Here is a 22,055-nt window from a genome sequence, read left to right as displayed (position 1 = left end):
AAGCTTACGACTGTAAGAATCTGAAAACAGTATCCCAATATTGCTGTACCGTCCAGTCATCTGCATGATAAATCTCATGTTTTGTTCCCGGTACCAAAATCAGATGTATCAGACTGTCTGTATTTTTATGTACTCTTTTTACAAAACGGTTTTGCTCCTTATTAGAAACATAAAAGTCTTTCTCTGCCTGAAATACCAGAACCGGCATGTGCATTTTGCGATACGCTTTCCTCATGAGCACATGGTACAATCCCGCCATTTCCTTCAGCCAGCCATAAGAAGCCCCTCCCAGCTGGTAATCCGGTTCTGCAGCTTTCTTTTTCTGATAGTAAGAAAACCGTTCTTCTGATAAGGCTCCGCTCTGTGCAAAAGATTCCTCCCCTTCGTAATCATGCTGCCCCGGCATATAGTTCTTTCCCTTCCCCAGACAGCACATTATGTACGCAATACATACTGCAGCTCTCCATGGAACGCCAGGCGTCAGAGGACGAATCATGGGGGATGACAGTATGACCTTCTGAAAGAGTTCCGGCTTTTTCCCTGCCGCTGCGGCCCCGATTCCACCGCCCATAGAATGACCATAAAGATAAAGAGGCAAATCCGGTTCTCTTTTTTTCGCCCAGAAAGCCGCATAGAGCAAATCGCAAACATAACGTTCCCAGAAATCCACATACACCGGCGAATTTTTCTTCAGCAATCCATAACTCCTTCCGTGTCCGCAATGTTCGGGTATATACACGCTGTAATTCTGCTGCAGGAAATAATAAATGTTTTCTTTATACTTTTCTGCTGTCTCTGTAAACCCATGAGAAATAATTACAATTCCCCTGGCATTGTCTGCCCGATAATACACGCAATGAATTTTTCTTCCGGTTTCCCGTTCCAGCCAGAAATCCTCACGCCGTTGTTTCAAAAAAGGTTCTGCCACATCCTGCATTTTCTTTTCATACTCTTTCTGACTGATGAAACCTCTCATTTTTCTTCCTCCCGTATGAGTTTATTAATCTTCCCCTCATCATAAAGCAGGAACAGAATTCCTCCTGCCACACAAAATGCCGCTGCGCAAAATGCGGTCATCCGATATCCAGTCCCAACAGACTGTCCAATGGTAGAAACAGCCGTAAACAGCAGCATGGACAGACTTTGTCCCAACTTAAAGGCAAAGGTTCTGGCTGCATAAAACATTCCCTCCCGATTCTGGCCTGACACCAGGGCATCGCTCTGAGCAATGTCTGCTACCACGGCCTGGGGAAGAATTCCAAATATTGCCATAGGCAATGCCGCCCCTGCAGTAAGAATCCCGCCCTGCACTACAGGAGAAATCCCGGAGAATGTCCCCAGAAAACCCGTATAAAAGTAAGCACAGGCAAATATTGCGAAAGCAAACACCAGCAGTCTCTTCTTACCAAACCGCAAAACCAGCTTATGAACCGGAACATAAAATACCACAGAAAGTGCCGTCATTCCCACAAAATAAATGGTAGTCATGGATTCCGGAAGCTTTAAAAGACTGGTTACAAAAAATGGCAATCCTGTCTGAAACATAGTAAGCCCAATCCAGTAAAAAATATCAGAGCCCACAAATTTTCTGAATTCTCCGTTTTTAAACGTAGATGCCAGAGAACGAAATGCAGTGTCATTGGTCGGCACTGTGTTGACATACTCCTTCTCTTTTATAGAAAATACAGGAACCAGCATACACCAGAATGCCAAAAATGCCATTCCGGTAAAAGTAAGCCGAATGGCCTGCACCCGCCCCAATGAAGGAATCAGCATCCCCCAAATAGCCGGCGCCAGATAAGCTACCGCTGTTCCTGCAATAAACGTAAAGGAAATTACCGTAGAAATATTCAACCGTTCTTCCTGCGTATGGCCCAATTCCGGTATCAGGGCATTATAAGGGGTACAGTAAGCTGTAATAGAAAGATAATAAATCATCACCATAAAAAACAGAAATACTCCGTTTATCCAGCTTGTCTTTTCTACCGGTGACCAGAAAACCAGAACTGTGGACACGGCCAAGGGCAGGGAAGCCCATTTCAAAAATGGAATTCTTCTTCCGTTTTTTGACTGGCAGCGGTCAGACCAGGAAGCAATTAAGGGGTCTGTCACAGCATCAAAAATCCTCCCAAATGCAGTAATTCCTCCAATCACCGTTATAATTCCAAAGATAACCATCCCCTGAGGGATAAAAATGTTCTGTCCCTGAGCCACTGCTGTCTTATCCGGCTGATAAAAATAAACCAGCCAGTTGGATATAATCCCCGACAACAGGGACCACCCGAACTGTCCCACAGCAAACAGCCATATTTTACTCGTCGTCAATCTTTTCATGCCTGTAACCCCCTTATCATAATTTCCGAAACAATCTTTATCTGAGTAATCAGTTCCACTCTCTCGTCAGAAGAAAGCATGCTCCCATTGGAAGCCAGCTTCTGCATCAGGCTGAGCATGGCATGAGTCACAGAAAAATAAACTTTCTCCACCGGCTGCGTCAGATACAGACTGCCATCCTTAATTCCCTTCTCTAAAGCGTCTGTCACATACGGTTTCAGATTCAGAATTTCCTGCTCATACTCCTTTAAACGTTCCTGGGAAATTTGATATTTTCTTACAAACACATCGAACTCTTGAAGAAATTTCAGGAAATCAAACTCCTGTTCAAATATCCACACAAAAATATCCATAATCTTTCTAATCTGGTCCCTGCCGTTGCTTTCCAGATACTTCTGTTTTGATAAGTGAACCAAGTACTTCTCAGAAACCTCCCTCCAATACAAAATCCCACCCTGAATGGCAACTTCTGCTTTTGTTTCAAAGTAGCGGTACACCGTAGCCGGCCCCACCTCTGCTTTCCCGGCTATATCCTCAATCGAAGTTTCCTCAATTCCTTTTTCGCAGAAAAGTGTAAGCGCTGCCGACAAAATTCTTTTGTATCTCTGCTGATACTGATGCTTTCTTACTCCTGAACTTCCCATTGCACATTCCTCCTTTTGATAGTTATACTATCACTTTTAGGCAATATGTGCAATCTATTCTTAAAAACCAAATATTCCTATACATTTTGACGCTTTTTTATAAATACACAAAAAAAGGACTTTTACAGGAATGGTTTAAAAACTTTCACCGCTTCTTTAAACGCAGTACCTGTGTCAGTCCTTCTTATTTTCCTATTGCTATTTTATCCCTACTCCTCTATATGATTCCCCATATGCAGATATTTTTCTCTGGTAGCCAGTCCACCGCGGATATGGCGCTCGGACTTGTTCAAATCCAGGATCTTCCGCGCCTCCGCCGCCAGAGCCGGATTTATCTGAAGAAGTCGTTCTGTGCAGTCTTTATGTTTGGTCGTTACAATTTAGAGCTGTTTTATTTTCACATTCGTCTTCCACTAAAATGCTTTCATTTAATCCCAAATCACCTAGTAAACGAAGGTAAATATCCACATTTCCATCTTTGTCTACTTCTATTTTCTTAATCAGTCTCTTTAACTGTACATTGGTCATCTCATGAACATCTGTAATATTCTCAATCTGCTTAAAGGTATCATTTAAGATTTTTTCCATCTGATCTCCTTTTGTCAAATTACTGGATACCATTTTCAATTCATTCTCCAGACGATCCAGTTCTTGGCGAGTACCACCCAACTTATCGTTCAATTCTTCTCTGGAGATCAAATCATCGGTATACATATCCATATATTTCTGCCTCATCCGCTGTAATTTGGCAATCTGCAAATTCAATTCCTTCTCGTACTCTGCATTTTCATCTTTCGCTTTGTACACTCTTTGGAATTCTTTCACAACATAGTCAATTACTTTATTTTTTTGTTGAAGAACCCGATTAAAATATTCTTGTAAAACCTGGATCAATTCTTCTTCATCTACAGCGGTTTTATTTGGACAGCTATCTGCTCCTTTTCCATTTCTTCCGGAACAAACCCAACGCACATACGTATTTTTATAAGTACGAACTGTTCTTCGGAAAGACCAGCCACATTCTTTACATTTAATCAATGTAGAAAACAAATATTTGTTGCTTTGTCGCTCATGATTCAGATTGAATGCATCGTTTCTTCCACGAAGAATTTCCTGTGCTTTTTCAAACACCTCATCTTCAATCATACGAAGTTCTGGACGTTCCACAACAAGCCATTCCGTCTCATCCTTCTCTCTTCTCTGACCAGTCAGAAAATCACTGATTTCCTGCTTTCCATTGATAATCTTTCCCGTATAAATCTCATTGGTCAAAATCCGGCAGATGGCATTCTGGCTCCATTTGCAGTTTCTCTTTGTCCGATAACCTTTTTCATTCAGCATATTTGAAATTTTGGCAGCACCGTAACCTTCTTCTGTGTACCACTTATAAATTTGCTTTACAACCTTCGATTCTTCTTTGTTAATCTCAAGATTGAAATAATCTCCGATTGTTTTATCGTATCCGTATACAATGTTAGGAACTCGTCCTTTTTCTGCGTTTAGTTTCTTTCCAAATTTCACTCGCTTAGACGTATTGGCACTTTCTTCCTGAGCCAATGCTCCAAAGATGGTGAGAACAAACTCACTATTTCCCATACTTGTCATATTCGCTGTAAGGAACTGGGTTTCAATACCTAACGCTTTCAGCTTGCGAACATTCTGTAAAAGATCTACGGTATTTCTGGCAAAGCGAGAAATGTCCTTTACAACCACCATATCAAAAAGTCCCTTTTCCGCATCGGACATCATACGAAGAAATTCCTTACGATTTTTTATTTTCGTTCCGGAAATACCTTCGTCTGCATATAATTTTACTAAAACATCTCCGGTACGCTGGGTGTATTCGGAGAAAAATTCCTTTTGCGCTTCTAAACTGTTGAGCTGGTCGGCTTTATCGGTGGAAACACGACAATATGCTGCTATCTTCATAGGATTATCCTTTCTGTTAGGTAGATATCATTCTGTTACTACTTTTTATTATATCGTAAAAATAGGGGATGTAAACAGAAAAACAAGATATTACTGATAAAATCAATAATACCTTGTCTTATACTTATCCATACTATTTATATGAAACAATTTGTTGCCACATAATTGAATATTACTAGAATACTAGAAAGAGATATTAGTTTTAATATTTTCCATATAATTTATCTAAATAATCCAAATAGTCTTGTAATTCATAATCGTAGGGATTTATAAATAATCCATATTGTATTCTTCCCTTTAAATGTTGTAAATAATTTTCCTTAGATATATCACAATACTGCATATGCGATTCTAGACCATACTTTCTTACATAATACATTTCCTGACGAATTTGCTTTCTTACAGGCTTAGGTAATTGCATTTTTTCATTAACAACGATTCCCGTTACCTCTTGACGTTGACATTTTTTTCTTGTTCTTATTTTTCTTTCATTCAATTTTAATCCCAAGTTACTTAAATTATATTTTACAAAAGATATTATTTGTCCCGGTTTAAAATCTCCCGAAAAAGTCATATCATCAGCATATCTAGTATACCTAATTTTTTTTTCATTTGTATATTTCCCAATTATATTATCGAACTCAGTTAACACTATATTAGAAAGCATTGGACTTGTAGGTGCTCCTTGTGGCAAACATCCATTTAAACAACATAAATTGGTAAGTAACACTGATACATCTTCTTTATAACCCAATTTCAAAAACAAACTATATATTTTATCTGATGTAATACTATCGAAAAATCTTTCTACATCTAGTGACAATACTATTGGTTGCCGCTTATGAAACCTTGCATTCTCCTTAATTGATTTCTTTTTAACATAAGCTTTGGCATAAACACTTATATTTACTGGTGCTAAAACATTATCTAATATCCACCTTTGTATTTCTTTTAAACTCGGTAATGGTTCAGATATTTCTCTCGTTCCACCATTCTTTTTTGGAATTTTATAAGTCCTATAAAAATTAATTGCCGAATTACTTGCAGCATAAATATATTCTTCTTTATATCCAAGCAACAAACACAAATGTTTTTGATTATAAATTATAGGTAATTTTTTTTCATATAATGACTTTGCATATTGCAACCACGTATTGCAATATGTAGCGTTTTTACCGTTATGTTCTGCTTCCTTACAAAATTCATTACAATATTTATCCCAATTCACAATACCCTCCATTAAATATCTTGGAACTACTACAAAATTGTATCTGTCATATAACTGCGACAAATGAGACGCCTCATTTGTCACAGTTATATGATGAGAGAATTCTATGAATTCTCGAGTTTGTAAGAACAAGATAGATTTTGCTCCCGCAAAATCGAGCTTGTTCTTACACAGGCTTGTTAATAAGTTCTTCTTAAGTTGGCAGACTCGCCAACCTCGCACAAAGTGCATAAGTCTAGCAGTTCCAAGATATTTATATTATATCAAGGTAGATATACTTCTTCAAGTGACATTTTCTTAGTTTTATATTGTTCCAATTTTCCAATAGTACGATTCTTATATTTTTTTTCCAATTGAATAAGCTTATTTTCTCCTTTTTGTGTAATAAATTTACTAACATCATCCTCTATAAAAATATAACCTAAATTCTCTAAATCGGAAAACCATTTTATCACGCTAGAATAAGAATATCCTAATTTAAACATAACACTTATCGTTTCTTTTTTATAAATTGAATCTAATAACTTATACATCACAAATTCATCCATATCTACACATCTACTCCTACATTATTTCGCCTAGGAAACGGTGCTAAACTTAATTTTCCCTCTCTTTTCCCTTCATACCAATAAAAAGGAAAAGTATTATTTGGGGTTTTTATCATTGATACCAACCCTTCAGATTCTTTATACCCCAAATATAAATTCTTATCTTTTACTTTAAATCTTTTACTAATCCTCTTCATTTGTTCTTTTTTTTCCTGAGCCTCTTGTTCACTATAGTTATCTGTAATTCCTTTATTTCTTAAAACAGAAGTGTATATCTCTACACCATATTCATCTGCCACTTTTTTACCACATTCTTGCAATACTAATGTTAATACTTTGATTTTTTCTTTTTCGATTCCTTTTTCTTCTATCGAATTTACACATCCTAATAATGTATCTCCAGAACCAACAAAATCATCAACAACTAGCAGGCACTTAATGTCATCTTTATGCTTTACCAATCCGTCAAAAGTCTCTATTATTCTGACTCTCTTATTTCGAAACACATCGAATCTTCGCATAAGAAGTCCTTGAAACAAATAACACATCATATTTCCGCTCTTTGTTTTTTCTGGATAATCTTTGTCTTGTACAGGGAAAATATGTATCGTATCTATATCCATCATAACATCTCGATTACAATTGATAAATTTTTTGAATACATCAAACATATATTTATAATATTCTCCCGCTCCAACAACTAAATATTTACGAGTCAATTCAATCATCAATTCCCTGTCTGCATCCGTTTCTAAGTCTTCTAATCTTTTACAAAATATATCAAATATCGAATATTCATCATTTGTACTTTCCTCAATCTCCCAATTTTGATCATTAAAAATTGCTGCCAATTCAATAACAAACTTCTCTGCTAAAGTATTTTTCTTAATAAGCACATTTTCACCTTCGTTAATTCATTCTAAATCTCAATTCATGTATATTAAATTGATAATATTCACTTTTACTATTTTACACACTGACCTACATTATTACAATTAGTTTTGTCAGTGCATTATCATGCTATCATAGCGCAAACAAAAAATAATTGCAATTCGTATTTACTTCATTATATTAAATCAAGACTTCATAATTATCATTTTCAGTTTATCTTAGGCCATCCCCATTATTTGTTTAAAGTTCTCATATGCCGTTTCATCTTTTAAAATTTCAACCATTTCTGGGGTCACTATTTTCTGAAATGCAATAAAGGAATCCGGTTCCGCAACTTTGGATAATATAAAATTCTTAAGCATAAGTGTTAGCGGTTCTCCAATTGCAACTTTATAATTGAATCCCAATAATTGCATCGTCTTTAATGTGTCCACACTAATCAACGCTTTGATTTGCTCATATGACTCAACCTGTTTCTTTACAGCTTCTACAGCTTCCTCTCCTAGTAGTGTTGCACTTGCTACTTGAGATTCTTTTATAATTTCTAAAATTCTCGAAACCGTATTATGTAGATGTTGAATATCTTCATCACTAATAACCACTTTCTCCAATTCAGATTTATATGCCTGCGCAATGCGAACTGCTTCTTCTCGTTCATTAAGAAGTTCGTTAATAATTTCATCATATGTACTTCTTATTCTTTCTACATTTTTTTCCTCTTTAATTGCTTTTAATTTACTTGATACCGCAGTCGCAGTTCCTTTAACAGCCAATTCTGTTAGTGTAGAACCCAGCCCCAAAAGTTCTGTTGTATATATATCATTCATTTCTTAATGTCTTCCTCTTCACATTTTTTTACAACAAAGCTAAAAATCTTCTTTGTTCTTCTTCCGGCAAATACCTTGCCAATTCCTCCACCAACTCATATACTTTCGTTCCCGGTGCTATCTCCGTCGGTGTTTTCCCTTGTCCCTCTTTTATAATTCGCTTCGCATATCGTATCGCCAATTTGGGACTTCCATACTCCATTAACAGTTCAAAAATATTATCCATGTTTTTCTCATACTTCCCAATCCCAAGTTCTTGAAATTTCTCATTAAGGAACTTCTTATACTCAGATCTGTGATTGTTTGAAGTATAATATGCAAAATGCAGAAGAAACCAAAACTCTATGCACTCGTTACTCCATGCCGCATGATATTGTAACTCTGGATTCTGTTTATTCAATTTCTCAGCTCGTTCAACCACGCCATTAAAATGCTGCGCTGGAAAACTATCTTTATCATACACACACCATATCTGCCCTTTTTGAAGTCGGTTCTTTTTCACATATTCTTCTGCCATTCCGATTACACGCATGGTCTCCGCCTGACAAGGCTCTATTTCAATCAAAACCATGTCTTTGTAAATCGGATTTTCTTCAATCCATTTTTTGAACCCTTGGAAATAATTCGGTTCCGTTTCCTGACCTTCACAGAAAATGTAATATCTGTATTTTTTCATTTCCAAATGCTCTTGGCGGCGCTTCTTTCTCCACGCTTCTGTTCTGGCTTTCTTAGGCATTAACCTTCCCCCAATCTATAATTCTTCTGAGGTATGGATCTGCACCGTACTTACCTTCAAGATACTGTTTATCAAATTTGGCATCTTTACGAACAGACTCGCCCTTCTCATTTTTAAACTCTACAAGAGAATATAATTGAGAATTCTGTGCATTTCCTTTCGCCACAAACCAAATTTCATCCCTGCGAAATACCTCACTATTCATTGTAGATAAATCATGAGATGTAAAAATCAGCTGTGCCTTTTTCTTATTGATACTCATGTCATTGAACATCATAATTATATGGCGTAATAACACGGGATGGATTTTTGCATCTAGTTCATCAATTACCAGTGTTGCTCCGGATAATAAGCTATCAGCAATAAATGGCATTAACCCAAACAATTTCTTTGTACCGCTGGATTCATCAAACAAATTTAGTTCTGCTTCATATCCCTCTACCATGTGTTTTGTATACACATCAATTCGATCATTTTCATCTTTCACAACTCGGAAATCCACAATATCCAAATCCATTTCCTGAATCATATCCAACATTAATTGCTTTACATCCTCTGAATTTGATACTGCCATACGAAGTTCTTCGATCGGATTCCCATAGTTTAGGAAATCAATGCCGTATTCAAACCATTCTAAAACGTCTTTTACCACCTCATTTTTCTTATAGGTAATTCCTAAATAAGATAATAATGGTAATGTTTCAGAAAGTTCGTCACTAATCTTTAATTTTGCAAACACACCCTTTAATATTGTTTCCTCTGCATTTCGCTCAAAAAGAGCTGAACGTCTTCCCGTCTCCAATTTCACACGATCCAGGCACTCATATACAACAATTTCTCTTTTCACATGAAGTATATATCTATACTCTGCCAGTTCTGTTCGGAAGAAAACTTCAAATTCTGTCGGTTCATTTTTCATTTCTTCCGAAAATGCAAAGGGCTCAATCAATAATTTTTTCTGAAGAAAAACACGTTCCTCATTATCTCCTGTTGCATACAACGGGCGTAACACTTTTGCTGCCACAGTATGCAATGCTTCCAAGACATTTGATTTTCCACCACCATTTGGACCATATATTGCAGAAACCGGCAAAAACTGCTCCCCATTTTTATCCATTATCACTTTATCTTCATGCTCCGAAATAGCCGCCGCCTGCATATCAAACGTCATCTCATCTCGTATGCTCTTATAATTCTTAACTGTAAATTGACATAACATACCGTTACCTCCATTTCAGATTTTATCTTCTTTACTCTTTATTATACTTCATTTTTCATTTTTGTAAACAATATATGAGATTTTCTCTCATATATTGTTTTATAATTTTATTTTTTCTGTTTTTCACAGTTGAAAACAACTATTGATGGCATACATTTCGCAACATCTGAGACAATTCTTGATTTCCATCTCGAATAAACCTTGAATATGCTTGGATAATTTATTTTTCCTCCTGCTTGTCCTCTTCCAAACTTCTTCCAGCCACCTCCTGCATAATTCGTTCAACTTTCTTCGAATTCACCTCAATAAATACTTTTAATATGTAATCGGCGGTCACTTCCGCAGTATTCGGATTATGAAAACGATAATTCAGTTTTTGTTTCTTCATAGCGGTGCTCCCACCTCCCTTTTCTCTTTGTCCATTACTATGAAAATATCTATTAAAATAGACCTTAACTATCATCTATTCGTAATTACTCTGACATTGGCAGCTGGCAAAGGTATCTATAAAGACTGCCAATGCCAAAGCAGTTTTTTGCCAATGTCATCTTTTATTCTGTTGTCAACGCAACTGTTTTTCTTCCCTGCCACCAGTCGTAGCTCAGTCTGTTTTCCAGCTGCTTTCTTGCATCTCTTCCTGTTCTGGAAGAAATCCCATAGGCAAGTAGTTCTGCCTCTAATTCTTCTAAACACATTACTTTCCGTTTGGTTAATAACTCCAGGATCAATTTCTGTGCCTTTTCCAGTTTCGTTTCCTTTTTCGTTCCTGCTTTCCCCATCAGCAGATCTTCAATGGATATATCGTATTCTCCTAACCATTTTAAGCCTTCTTCTCCTAAAGAAAACGCTACCGGATTTTCCTTCTTAGCAAGAGAATCCTTTTGCTGATATACCACTCGGATATCCTGTTCCTTCTCTTTTTCCACCTTTTCTACAAATAAGATGCTTCGTACTGCCGCTGCGATATCAATGGATCCCAGGGAACGGTAATCGCTCTGACTTCCCGACGACTTATTCAAATGTCCAATGAGAACAATGGCACATCCAGTTCTCTCTGCAATCGTACTGAGATGCCGGAATAATGGCCGTATCTCATTGGCCCGGTTCATATCCACATTGGTTCCCAGATAGGCCTGTATGGGATCCATGATCATGAGGCGTACATTGTTCTGGCGGATGGCTTTTTCAATCCGATCGTCCGTCATAGAAAGCTGTTTTTCTTCTTCATTGATGAATCGCACCCTTGTCATATCTGCACCACATTTTGCTAATCTAGGCTTAATGGTATCTGCTATCCCATCCTCTGCTGTTTGATACAATACATTAAAGGGTTCTATGGGAAGTGCATTGGGAAGTTCTTTTCCATTCGTACAGTATGCGGCGATTGCCATTGCAAGCCACGTTTTTCCTTTTCCCGGATTCCCCTGGATCAAAGTAACCTTTCCAAAAGGAATGAACGGATACCATAGCCACTGGACCACCGTTTCTTCAACCTCCGACATCTTCATGACCGGAACTGGTTTTTCCCTGGCATCTCTCCAACACATCTGCTTTGCCATATTTTCTACCGGAACTTCTGCTACCAGACATTCATTCCAGTCTTTCTTCACCGGTTCTAATCGGTACACACTCAGTTCCTTCGGAATAAGAGAAACAAACTGCCTGCATCTCTCATTTCCAGGCTCATCATTATCCAGACACAAGTAGGTGGAATGGATATGAGGATATTCTGTATACATCCGTTTCATTGCTTTTTCACTCAATCCGCCCAGAGAAATATAACTATGCTTTCCCCAGTCTTCCGGAACTGCAGTGATATAAGACAAAAGATCAATGGGGGATTCAAACACAAACAGTTTTTCACCCGTTCCTATATGGCCAAATCCATAGGCTTTTTCCGAACCTCTTGCCTCCCCACGATATCGGTTCTCATCGGTTCCCCGCATAGCTGCATATCTAGGATTCTGTTCTTTGTCTCTTCCGACGAATACCACATTGTGATAGTTTTTACTTTCGTGAATATCCCCCTTTGCAATCATCTGATCTATCAGCCATTCCGATAGTTTCCTCTGCTCAATGAGATACTTCCTTGCAATCTCACAGCTTTCATTTCTTTCTGGCAATTCCAATCCAGGCAAGGGGATGGGGCAGACCTTCTGTCTGCCTGCATCTTCCTTGGCCGTTCTTCTGTTGGTTTCTCCAACTCCCTCTTCTCCTAATAATTCTTTGACTGCCTCTGCAAAAGAAAGACCGTAAAATTCTTTCATAAAATCGATGGCATGACCACCTTTATTCTGACTAAAACGATACCATTCGTTCTTGTTGATCATCACACTGTCATATCGCAACCATCGGTATTCCTTCCCACATCGTTTGAACTGTTCTCCTCTCCCAGAAAGAAAAACATATAAATCAGTATCATCTGCTCTTTGAATCTGTTCTCTTGTATATTCTTCCATCTTCTAAAATTCCTCCTATAACTCCATTCCATGATGTTTCTTCTTTCGTTTCATGGTTCTCACTGCTTCTTTTGTTTCTGTGGATTGCTCCCGTTTGTTTGTTTCTGGAAGAGAGACACCTTCTCCTTCCTCTGCCATCAAAGCTTCCACATGATTTTTGATTCCCTCATACTTTCGTAACATGGCATGGATCCGTTTATCTTCTTTTCGTAAAGCAGCTATCTCTTCTGATAAACGAGCGGCTTCTCGTTTCCATTGTCCTTCCGGAATCTTCCCACTTGGGTCTAGATTTTCTTTTAAGATTCTTTCCGAACGATAATATCCGCTAAGTTCCTTCTTATGTTCCTCTTTAAATTTTTCCCTGCCAAAATATTTGTTCTTTAATTCCAGATAAACAGGTCTTGTTTCAAAATACTCTTTCATTGCATAAAGGTTGCTGTTGACACTTCGCAAAGCAGACAGTTGTTGATTCAACCGCTGACTTACCTCTTTTAGCTGAGTATCTAATTCCTGGATTTTCTCTGTCAGCTGTTCTGGGGTTCTCACATCCTGCTCTTCCAGAAAGCGAATCGTCTCTGCAAATTGTTTCAGATTTGTATTCTTCGCCTTTTGTGTTCCATAAGCGTAGGATTCTGCAACTGCATTTCTCTTATCACAATAGTTTCTCAGATAATCCGCTAAGGTTGGCTGATGTAAGAACACCATCCGTTCCATCAGTTGGCTTTCTCGAAACAAGGACCATTGAAGAAGATTCTTTGCCCGTTCTTTCATATCATTTAAGGCTCGGATGAGTCGGTTTAAACTTCCCAGTGCGGTTGAAATCCCTCTTGCTTCCATTGCCTGTACATTCGGTCCTTCATGCACCATCGGGATCTTATCAATCCCCCGTTCCTCATAAGACCTGGCATCGACTCTTTCTGTAAGTCCTTTTTCTTCATACAGTTCATTGCACATCCTCGCCCAGGCACTTCGCAATTCTTCCAAGGTTTCTTTCCTGCTCCAATCCGTTGTATGTACCGCCCGAAATACCGGTTGTCCTTTCCGATTCAAAACCGGCTGTCCATCCGGTGTTAATACTGGAACCTTTTTTTGTTTTTGTCCCCAGGTACCATCTTCCTGTAAAGGGCGGATGGGAACCATGATGTGCATATGGGGATTGGGTATTTTATCCTTTGCCTTCTTCGGATCATGGATCGCTAGATCTGCGATCATCCCTCTTGCGACTAACTGTTTTTCTACAAATCTTCTTGCAAGCTCAATATTTTCTTCCATAGAAAACTCATTCATCAAGGCAATATCAAAGCTGTGTGCCAGCTGTGCTTTCTTATTCCCTTCGATCCATTCTACCTCATTCCAAAGAGTCTCCCTGTCTTTGAATCTCTCCGGAGCCTGTTTTGGAAGATGGATCTCCGCTAATACCACACCGCCTTTTCTCGTATAATCACTTACTTCTCCATAATACGTACATTCCAATTTTGTACCAGCCCGATAGGCAGCACTGGCAATGGCAGACTGTCCTTTTCCTCTGGATAATTGATTCAGATGAAAGTGATAACATCCCATCTTACTCATCTCCCTGTGGCAGTTCACCTCGTTGCATCGCCTTTAATAGTGCTTCCTCTTCTGCAAATTCTCGTTCCTTTGCTTCTGCCGCTTCCGCCCGTCCACGAACCATTTCATGAACAACATCACAAAACTTACAATCGAGATCATGAAGAAGTTCATCCATCAGCTGATAAAATTCTGCCTCTGTCAGATATTTGGTATCTTTACAGATTGCTTCTATGACTGCTCCTTTCTGAATCAACAGATGGGTTCGTGCCTTTCGCTTTTTCTTTTTCTGTGTATCCAGATAATTCAAGGATCTCTGGATCCTGTGCTCTGCCTGCTCCTTCTCAAGCTTTGCCTGTTTCAATGCAGCTTCTGTTTTTTCAATCTCATAAAGTGCTTCCTTCGTATATTCCTGAAATGTTTTTTTCTTCGCCATATCATTTTTTCTCCTTTTCAATTCTTCCTTTTTCTCTGTTACGAGATAGGCATTTCTGCCGGAAGGGGAACCCTTCTTCGGATGGATCATCCGCAAACACTTTCGGAATTCCCCTTCAGAAAGATGCTACTTCCGTAGGACGCACATACCTTGTAAGGTATATAAGTGCGCTCTTCTGCTTTCAGCATCCGAGTTATTCTTACTCAAACGGAAGTTCTTCTCCGTCTGGAAGATTCATAAATCCATCTGGAGCGGTATCTTCTTTCTTTTCTGATCCTGACAGTTTCTTCCCTTCTGCGAAATAATGTTCTTCTATGATCACGTTAGTGGCATAAACTTTATTCCCCTCCTGATTCACATATCTTCCAGTCTGGATCCGTCCGCTCACTAAAATCTTCAAACCTTTTTTCAGATATTTTTCTGCAAACTCAGCATTCTTCCCAAAGCTGACGCAAGAAATAAAATCTGTTTCTGCCTTTCCATCCTTTCGATATCGTCTGTCTACTGCCAGCGTGTATCTTGCCATTGCAGTACTGTTTTCATCCTGGAGATATTTCACCTCCGGATCTTTTGTCAGTCTTCCCATTAAGATTGTTTTGTTCATGTAATTTCTCCTTTCTCTTTTCATTTTTTCTTTGTTCTTGAATCCGGCCCGATTCTTTTAAGGCAAATGTAATTTGTTCCTCATATATCAGAACGTAGAGAGGGATTTTTACAAATAAAAAATGAATTTTATTTATTTGCCTTCACATAACGAAAGGCTCAGAGGGGAAAATACAGGGTGGAAAAGGAAATTTTTTATTTTTCTGCACAAAAAAACCCTATGACTTCAAAATCGAAATCATAGGAGTATTGAGTTCAACCTACTCAGTAGGTGTTTTATATTTCATTTTACATATTCTTTTACAGTATTTTCTCAGTTAAACAAACTGAATGTATCATTACTTATTATATTTATTTGTAAAATAAATATATGCATCCTCCAATGTTGCCGGAACAGACATACATTCCAACTCTGGCGGTGTTTCAGAAATCACTCTTAGTTGTAATCCTCCTTCAACATATTGTTTTGACGTAATGCGATACTTACGTTCTATATCTCTTGCCTTATTTTCATCAGGCACTTTGCAAATCCAGATTTTTCCCTGTGCTTCTTCTGACAAGTCTTTCATAGAACCCGCATATAAGAAACTACCTTTGTGCATAATCGCAAGTTGGTTACAGGTAGCAGCCAAATCTTCCACCACATGAGTTGAAAATAAAACCGTTCTGTTTTCAGAAAAATCTACTAACAAATTGCGGATGCGAATACGTTCCTCTGGATCTAAACCGGTAGTCGGCTCATCCACAATTAAAAATTCCGGTTCATTTAAAAGCGCCTGCACTAATCCTACCCGTCGTTTCATGCCGCCTGACAACTGTTTCATTTTCTTTTTCCGGTGTTCTGCAAGACTGGTCTTTTTCAAATAATATTCTATTCGTTTCTTGCACTCTGCTTTTGGAACACCTGCCAAATCACCCATATACTCTAAACACTCCTGAACAGTCAAATTAGGATAAAGTTCAATTTCCTGTGGCAGATACCCTATTTTTCTCTGAATTTTTTCATAGTTTCCTTCACTATATAAAATCCCGTCCAATGTGACCGTTCCACTTGTAGGCTTAAGTACAGTAGTTAAAACCCTCATCAAAGTTGTCTTTCCTGCTCCATTTTCTCCCAATAATCCGAAAATTCCATTCGGTATATTTAAATTCGCATGATTGATTGCTGTCACACCATTTTTAAATCTTACTGTTAAATCCTCAATATGAATACTCATAAACTTACCCTCTCTTTCTAACTATTTTCGGCAATACTACCAATAAAATCAATCCAATACCAATACACAAAGCTTTCCCTTGCAGCCATGTAACATCAGCAGTATTTTCTATATCTCTAAAAGCATAGGAAAACAGATTCCATGCCCCAAAAAATTTATCTCCTCCCGTGGAATTTGTTGTTACCCATATCAGAAGGCAGCTTCCAATCCCCATCCACATATTGCTAAAAAGCATAGACAATGTATTGACCAATATTCCCCAAAAGAAAATGGTTACTACAATCGCTAAAAAATAGGTAATAAACTGAAGTATTTCACTTTCCGTTGCCGGATGTGTAACTGGTTTTTGAAACACAAAAAACAATCCGTAACCTAAAACAGCAAGCAGTAATAAAAAAACTTCCTGTATCATTATTCGCTGCTTGATGGCGCAAATTCTCTTTCTTATTGGATACAGCCTATGGATTTCTGATCGCTTGCTTGTAATTTCCTGCACATAAGTGTCCGCACAAAAAACAGCAGTCAATATAGCAAAAGGTGCCTCAATGGAAAGTCCTATTTCATTTGTGAATACAACCCCACGTATCAAGCTTAAAATCACAACAAAAGATACTGCATAAGCAATCTTATAAAACGGCAGAACAATCTTCATTTCCTTCTTCATTTACATCCGCCTCCTCTTCCAAATCTGTATTGAAATCAGAATAATCACTACCGATGCTAAAATAAGTAAACTCTGATTTAAAAATGCCATTGGCGGCGGTGTCGTATCGAAAAGCTGATCGGGGAATCGAACCATAATCGCAAAAGGTCTTCCCCAATATCCATAAACTCCTTCCGCATTTCTTCCGCCCATATTGGAATATACCATGTAAAGAATCAGAAGCGGCACTCCCGGAAGTGGATTTTTAAATATGAGTGAAATCAATGTATATACACTTACAATCATCAGCATATTGGGAAGTATATAAAGTACAGTAGACACTATAAAATCCCAGAACCGCACTTCAAACCCACTGTCTTTTGTATAAATAACACACAATGCCCAAAATAATAGATTTATAATAGTCAGAGCAATCAAACAAATTGCAAATCCTGCGCTTACTTTTCCCAATACATACTTTCCGGCAGTGATCGGTTTCGTGTGAAGCAATTCATAAGTATGCTTTTTCGTATCCTGTAAAAACAGAACCGCTAACATAATTGTTGCAAAAAAACACATAAACAACCCTGCAAAATCAGCAAATTTTCTTGAGTAATAAAAAGAAAACGCCTTATTTTTCATTTTTTCGTTCAGATATGTGTTGATTTCTTCTGGTGTTCCTTTGTAATAGGCACTATCTTCGTACATATATCTTGCACTATACCAATCATATTTTTCCTCCAGATATACGAATGCTTCTTCTAACTCCATATCAACAAGTTTGCTCATTACGGATTGTGCCTCTAAATTAGACATTTCTAGTTCATCAATTAGTGCTTGTTTTATCTGTCCACTCCATATTTCTCGATGTTTTTCAGGATTCGCAGGAATATATCCTTCATAAACATCTCCTAAGCGAACTGTATCAGGATAATTATTGACAATTTTCTCGCCTTGCCCTAAATAATGTGTGGTTAAATATGGACTTGTCGTATTAAACACACCATAAATCACAAGCAGAATACCTACCCAAAATAACGGTCGCTTTAGATAATTCTTAATCTCTCTTTTAAAAATAGCAATCATACGTTTGCCTCCTTTCCTTGTTATAGACATAATAAAATATAAATCACAACAAAAAGACAACAGCATAAAAAATCGGACTGCTTATGCAATCCGATGAAATACTGCTGTTATTACAGCGCCACTCTGTTTTTCATTTTCTATTAGTAACTGTCCGCCATGCTTTTCACAATACAATCTACTGATATACATGCCCATTCCTGAATGTTTCAAACTGTCTTTCACATTTTGCTGATAAAAAAGCTCTGTTGCCTTTTGCTTGTCTACTGTAAAACCCACTCCATCATCCTTTACTCTGATTTCTAATTCAGAACAAGTAAGGAGAACTTCCATTTCCACTTTTGTTTTAGCATAACGAAAGGCATTTGACAAAAGGTTTTCTATAACTTCTAAAATCACTTCCTTATCTCCCGAAAATTTTTCTGCTGTTTCCACACATTCTAATTCGCATCTCTTCCCAAATTTTTTCTCAAACACATTCAACTCTGCCTGTATATCTATTTCTAACTGCATACTTGTAATTTCTTCTACCACTAACTCCCTTGTATCTAAACTGCTCATCTTCCTCATTGTTTCTACGAATGTATCCATGCGTTCAATCTGTTTTTTACTCTCATTTACCATACCTAAGGCTTGATCCATATCTATCTCTTCTTCAGGAAGATATTCTGAAAGCATTTCCTGATACCCCGCCAGTACAGATAGCGGTGAACGGATATCATGTGCAATCGCTGCTCGCAAAGCCTTTTCTTCCTCAATTATTTTCCATAATTGATGGTTATTTTCTGCAAGCTGCTCCTTCATCCGTTCAAATTCTTTGCACAATCTTCCCATTTCATCTTTATTTTCATAGGTAATATGAAAATCCAAATTGTTTCGACCAACTTGTTGTGATGCCAGTTCTAATTCTTCAATGGGATTTTTTAATTTATGTTTATAAAAAAGAAACACTGCTATGATATTGCCTGCCACAGACACAATAAGTACTGTAAATGTCTGAAGGAAATCGCATACCTCTGATATATGATAATCAACTTTCTTCATCTCGTAAGAATTCGGTCTCGGAACATCTGTCAAATACTTTCTACCCTCACCTTCTGCCATTTCAAAATACTTTTCTTGATCTACGTATTTCCACCAAATGTCATCTTGTATAGTGGCTGCTGTTCGCATAATCAATGCTGAAAGATAAAAACTAACTATCAAACTAACTATCATATATAAGACAATGGTTTTTCTTAACGAAAGATTTTTTATTTTCTCCATTTATATCCCATCCCCCATATCGTTTCGATATATTCATGTTCTGTATATCGTTTTATTTTATTACGAATTCTGCGGATTAGTTCAGTCACTACTCGACTATCTCCTTCCGTGTCATATCCACTAATCTTTTCATAAATACGTTCTTTATCAAAAACCATTTCCGGATTCATGGATAAAAATTCTATAATCTCATATTCCAATTTCGTAAGCTCTAAGGCATTCCCTTTAATATGTACACATTTACTGGCATAGTCAATTACTAATTCTCCATAAAACCTTTGTTCTTTTTTCCTATGTAAACGTTCTTCACGTTTCAAATGAGCAATTATTCTAGCATCTAATTCTTTCAAACTAAATGGCTTCGTTACATAATCATCACCACCAGACAATAATCCCTTTATCCGATCCTCCTCTTCTACCCTCGCAGTCAAAAAAATAATCGGACAAGAAACTATATCTCTGATTCTTCTGCACACTTCAATCCCATCCATTCCCGGCATATTTACATCTAATAAAACAATATCGGGATTTACACTTATCTTTTCCATTGCCTCTATGCCATTTTCTGCAATAATCACTATATAATTCTTCAATGTAAAGTATTGATTCAACATTTTTAGCAATTCTCTATCATCGTCAACCATTAAAATTTTATATTTCATTATGCTTACCTCTGATTTCATCATGTTTAAATTATAGTATAGTTCATAAAAAACAACAAATAAACAATCGTTTTAAAAAAGCCCGGTCAACACCGAGCTTTTTCATCATGAATCAGATTCTATAGAAACTTTTTCTTTTTCCTAATATATCTTATACACACTATCCGTTTTATCTTCACCTCACCTCATAAACGACCTTCACAAAAGTACCTATTTTGTTACATCTATATGTACCGTAGACTTCGATACCCCAAACTTCTTTGCTGTCTGCCTTACTGTTGCCTTTTCTTCAATAATATAATTTGCTATTTCAACCGCCCGTTCCTCAATATAATCTTTCAAGGAAAAATCCCCCGAAAACATTGTTTTTACAATGTATGCTGGGGATTTAGTATTTAGGACTTAGGAACTCTTTACTTTCCCTCTTTCCTATGCTACAGTAATTTTAATCACAGCAGACAGAGGAGACAGTTTTCTGTCAGAGAAGCGAGTCGCTTTTCTATTTTTTATTCCGAAAGGTATGGCTGCGCCAGCCCTCCTTCGGCTCCGAGGTACATCTGCACACTGCATGTGCTTTCTCGCCTGCGGCGCCGTACCTCTTCGCCGAATCCGGTATCACCATTTAGTGTCTGCTGTGTTTTTAAAAATACATTTTCATGAATAGCAATACAGGAAACACGGAGGTATCATATGGCTCCCTCTCTCTGGAAATATTATACAAAAGAACAGACACAGGATTTCCTTCTTTCTCTGCATCTGACAGAAAATCTCACCCACACACCGACCGCTGAAATGGCTCTTTTATACGCTCTTGCCAATCACGCAGACGAACACTACGAAAAAATCTCCATCCCTAAAAGAAACGGCACTAAAAGAATTCTTCATGCGCCGGACAGTGTATTAAAGTATGTCCAAACACAAATTTTGCGGCAGGTTCTAAGGGAATTTCCGGTATCCGGCTATGCCTGCGCCTATCAAAAAGGAATCTCTCTTCGCAGCAACGCTTTCCCTCACCAGGCACAAAAACTGGTGTTGAAACTGGATATACAGGATTTTTTTGACAGTATTTCTTATATCAGCGTCTATCAGCATGGATTTCCCTGTGAGAGAATACCGGATTCTGTACGCACACTTTTGGCTCATCTGTGCTGTTATAAAGACAGACTGCCTCAAGGCGCGCCAACTTCCCCCTATCTTTCTAATCTTGTCATGAAACCTTTTGACGAATACATGGGAAACTGGTGCCGGGTACGAGAAATTGCTTATACCAGATATTGTGACGATATGACCTTTTCCGGTGACTTTCATCCAAAAGAAGTACTAAAAAAAGCAGAGGGCTTTTTAAACCGTCTGGGCTTTGAGTTGAACCATAAGAAAACCCGTATCTGCTCCCAGAAAAACCGGCAGGAGATTACAGGCATTGTAGCGAACGAAAAACTTCAGGTTCCGAAGAATTACCGCCGTCGTCTGCGTCAGGAGTGTTATTATATCCGAAAATTCGGCTTAGAAAACCATTTATCTCATATTGAGTATACGGGTGATAAACAGAAATATCTCCAAAGACTCCTTGGCAAAATTCAATATGTTCTGCAGATAAATCCGGAAGACGGGGAATTTTGTGAATGGAAGAGGTGGATAACAAACTCTTTTTTTATTCATGAATCATGACCACCCGTCCAACGGGTGGTTTGCTCTAGGGCTATAAGCCCTTGTTACTAGGCCAGCGTCTCAAGGCGCTGGCTTTCTCTTTCGGCTATGGGAATTCTGTTTACACATCCT

The 22,055-nt window shown here is 37.8% G+C and carries 21 protein-coding genes and 2 pseudogenes; 1 reads left to right on the top strand and 22 read right to left on the bottom strand.

Annotated features, from left to right (window positions below; translation table 11 throughout):
• Positions 1–4 precede the first annotated feature (4 nt).
• From WBS51_RS11060 to WBS51_RS10955, 22 genes and pseudogenes are all read right to left on the bottom strand, one after another.
• Positions 5–976, bottom strand: coding sequence for an alpha/beta hydrolase (locus tag WBS51_RS11060; protein ID WP_173749402.1), 972 nt, complete (start codon positions 974–976; stop codon positions 5–7).
• Complete coding sequence (locus tag WBS51_RS11055) at positions 973–2,334, bottom strand: MFS transporter (protein WP_294461253.1); 1,362 nt, start codon at positions 2,332–2,334, stop codon at positions 973–975. The genes WBS51_RS11060 and WBS51_RS11055 overlap by 4 nt, the downstream gene beginning before the upstream one ends.
• Complete coding sequence (locus tag WBS51_RS11050; protein WP_173749400.1) at positions 2,331–2,978, bottom strand: TetR/AcrR family transcriptional regulator; 648 nt, start codon at positions 2,976–2,978, stop codon at positions 2,331–2,333. Before WBS51_RS11050 ends, WBS51_RS11055 begins: the two co-directional genes overlap by 4 nt.
• 209 nt (positions 2,979–3,187) lie before the next feature.
• Positions 3,188–3,352: pseudogene (locus WBS51_RS11045) on the bottom strand (sporulation transcriptional regulator SpoIIID); the annotation flags it as partial.
• Positions 3,339–4,907 (bottom strand): recombinase family protein, encoded by a 1,569-nt coding sequence (locus tag WBS51_RS11040; protein WP_302702815.1) that lies wholly within the window; start codon positions 4,905–4,907, stop codon positions 3,339–3,341. The gene WBS51_RS11040 and the pseudogene WBS51_RS11045, both read right to left, overlap by 14 nt.
• Before the next feature lie 202 nt (positions 4,908–5,109).
• Positions 5,110–6,135 (bottom strand): retron St85 family RNA-directed DNA polymerase, encoded by a 1,026-nt coding sequence (locus tag WBS51_RS11035; RefSeq protein WP_294461270.1) that lies wholly within the window; start codon positions 6,133–6,135, stop codon positions 5,110–5,112.
• Between the two features lie 263 nt (positions 6,136–6,398).
• Complete coding sequence (locus tag WBS51_RS11030; RefSeq protein WP_294461274.1) at positions 6,399–6,683, bottom strand: hypothetical protein; 285 nt, start codon at positions 6,681–6,683, stop codon at positions 6,399–6,401.
• A gap of 2 nt (positions 6,684–6,685) precedes the next feature.
• Complete coding sequence (locus tag WBS51_RS11025) at positions 6,686–7,579, bottom strand: phosphoribosyltransferase (RefSeq protein ID WP_072447619.1); 894 nt, start codon at positions 7,577–7,579, stop codon at positions 6,686–6,688.
• 213 nt (positions 7,580–7,792) lie between these two features.
• Positions 7,793–8,401: a hypothetical protein gene (locus WBS51_RS11020; RefSeq protein WP_072447616.1), complete on the bottom strand. Its 609-nt coding sequence runs from the start codon at positions 8,399–8,401 to the stop codon at positions 7,793–7,795.
• Between the two features lie 28 nt (positions 8,402–8,429).
• Positions 8,430–9,077, bottom strand: a complete 648-nt coding sequence (locus tag WBS51_RS11015) for an RloB family protein (protein ID WP_342694087.1) — start codon at positions 9,075–9,077, stop codon at positions 8,430–8,432.
• Positions 9,078–9,129: 52 nt separating this feature from the next.
• Entirely contained in the window at positions 9,130–10,356 is a 1,227-nt protein-coding gene (locus WBS51_RS11010) for an AAA family ATPase (RefSeq protein WP_022038154.1), read from the bottom strand.
• Between the two features lie 220 nt (positions 10,357–10,576).
• Complete coding sequence (locus tag WBS51_RS11005; RefSeq protein ID WP_302702824.1) at positions 10,577–10,744, bottom strand: hypothetical protein; 168 nt, start codon at positions 10,742–10,744, stop codon at positions 10,577–10,579.
• Positions 10,745–10,907: 163 nt separating this feature from the next.
• On the bottom strand, positions 10,908–12,815 hold the full coding sequence (locus WBS51_RS11000; protein ID WP_342694086.1) for an AAA family ATPase: 1,908 nt from the start codon (positions 12,813–12,815) through the stop codon (positions 10,908–10,910).
• Between the two features lie 15 nt (positions 12,816–12,830).
• Positions 12,831–14,378, bottom strand: coding sequence for a MobQ family relaxase (gene mobQ / locus WBS51_RS10995; protein WP_342694085.1), 1,548 nt, complete (start codon positions 14,376–14,378; stop codon positions 12,831–12,833).
• 1 nt (position 14,379) lies between these two features.
• Positions 14,380–14,802 (bottom strand): DUF3847 domain-containing protein, encoded by a 423-nt coding sequence (locus WBS51_RS10990; RefSeq protein ID WP_302702830.1) that lies wholly within the window; start codon positions 14,800–14,802, stop codon positions 14,380–14,382.
• 199 nt (positions 14,803–15,001) lie between these two features.
• Positions 15,002–15,406 carry a single-stranded DNA-binding protein gene (locus WBS51_RS10985; RefSeq protein WP_302702832.1) on the bottom strand — a complete coding sequence of 135 codons (405 nt, stop codon included), beginning with the start codon at positions 15,404–15,406 and terminating at the stop codon, positions 15,002–15,004.
• Between the two features lie 337 nt (positions 15,407–15,743).
• On the bottom strand, positions 15,744–16,622 hold the full coding sequence (locus WBS51_RS10980; RefSeq protein ID WP_101878547.1) for an ABC transporter ATP-binding protein: 879 nt from the start codon (positions 16,620–16,622) through the stop codon (positions 15,744–15,746).
• A gap of 4 nt (positions 16,623–16,626) precedes the next feature.
• Positions 16,627–17,286, bottom strand: coding sequence for a hypothetical protein (locus WBS51_RS10975; protein WP_302702835.1), 660 nt, complete (start codon positions 17,284–17,286; stop codon positions 16,627–16,629).
• The gene (locus tag WBS51_RS10970; RefSeq protein WP_302702836.1) at positions 17,287–18,351 is read right to left on the bottom strand and encodes an ABC transporter permease; all 1,065 of its coding nucleotides are present in this window, start codon (positions 18,349–18,351) and stop codon (positions 17,287–17,289) included.
• 81 nt (positions 18,352–18,432) lie between these two features.
• Positions 18,433–19,614 (bottom strand): HAMP domain-containing sensor histidine kinase, encoded by a 1,182-nt coding sequence (locus WBS51_RS10965; RefSeq protein WP_302702837.1) that lies wholly within the window; start codon positions 19,612–19,614, stop codon positions 18,433–18,435.
• Positions 19,602–20,276, bottom strand: coding sequence for a response regulator transcription factor (locus tag WBS51_RS10960; protein ID WP_302702839.1), 675 nt, complete (start codon positions 20,274–20,276; stop codon positions 19,602–19,604). The genes WBS51_RS10965 and WBS51_RS10960 overlap by 13 nt, the downstream gene beginning before the upstream one ends.
• A gap of 216 nt (positions 20,277–20,492) precedes the next feature.
• A pseudogene (locus tag WBS51_RS10955) lies at positions 20,493–20,618 on the bottom strand (sporulation transcriptional regulator SpoIIID); the annotation flags it as partial.
• Positions 20,619–20,966: 348 nt separating this feature from the next.
• On the opposite strand from WBS51_RS10955, the gene WBS51_RS10950 reads away from it, so the two are divergent.
• Positions 20,967–21,944 carry a reverse transcriptase family protein gene (locus tag WBS51_RS10950; RefSeq protein ID WP_302702841.1) on the top strand — a complete coding sequence of 326 codons (978 nt, stop codon included), beginning with the start codon at positions 20,967–20,969 and terminating at the stop codon, positions 21,942–21,944.
• Positions 21,945–22,055 lie beyond the last annotated feature (111 nt).

Source organism: Blautia acetica (genome assembly GCF_038739805.1).
Lineage (GTDB): Bacteria > Bacillota > Clostridia > Lachnospirales > Lachnospiraceae > Blautia.
This window is presented reverse-complemented; position numbering and strand designations above follow the sequence as displayed.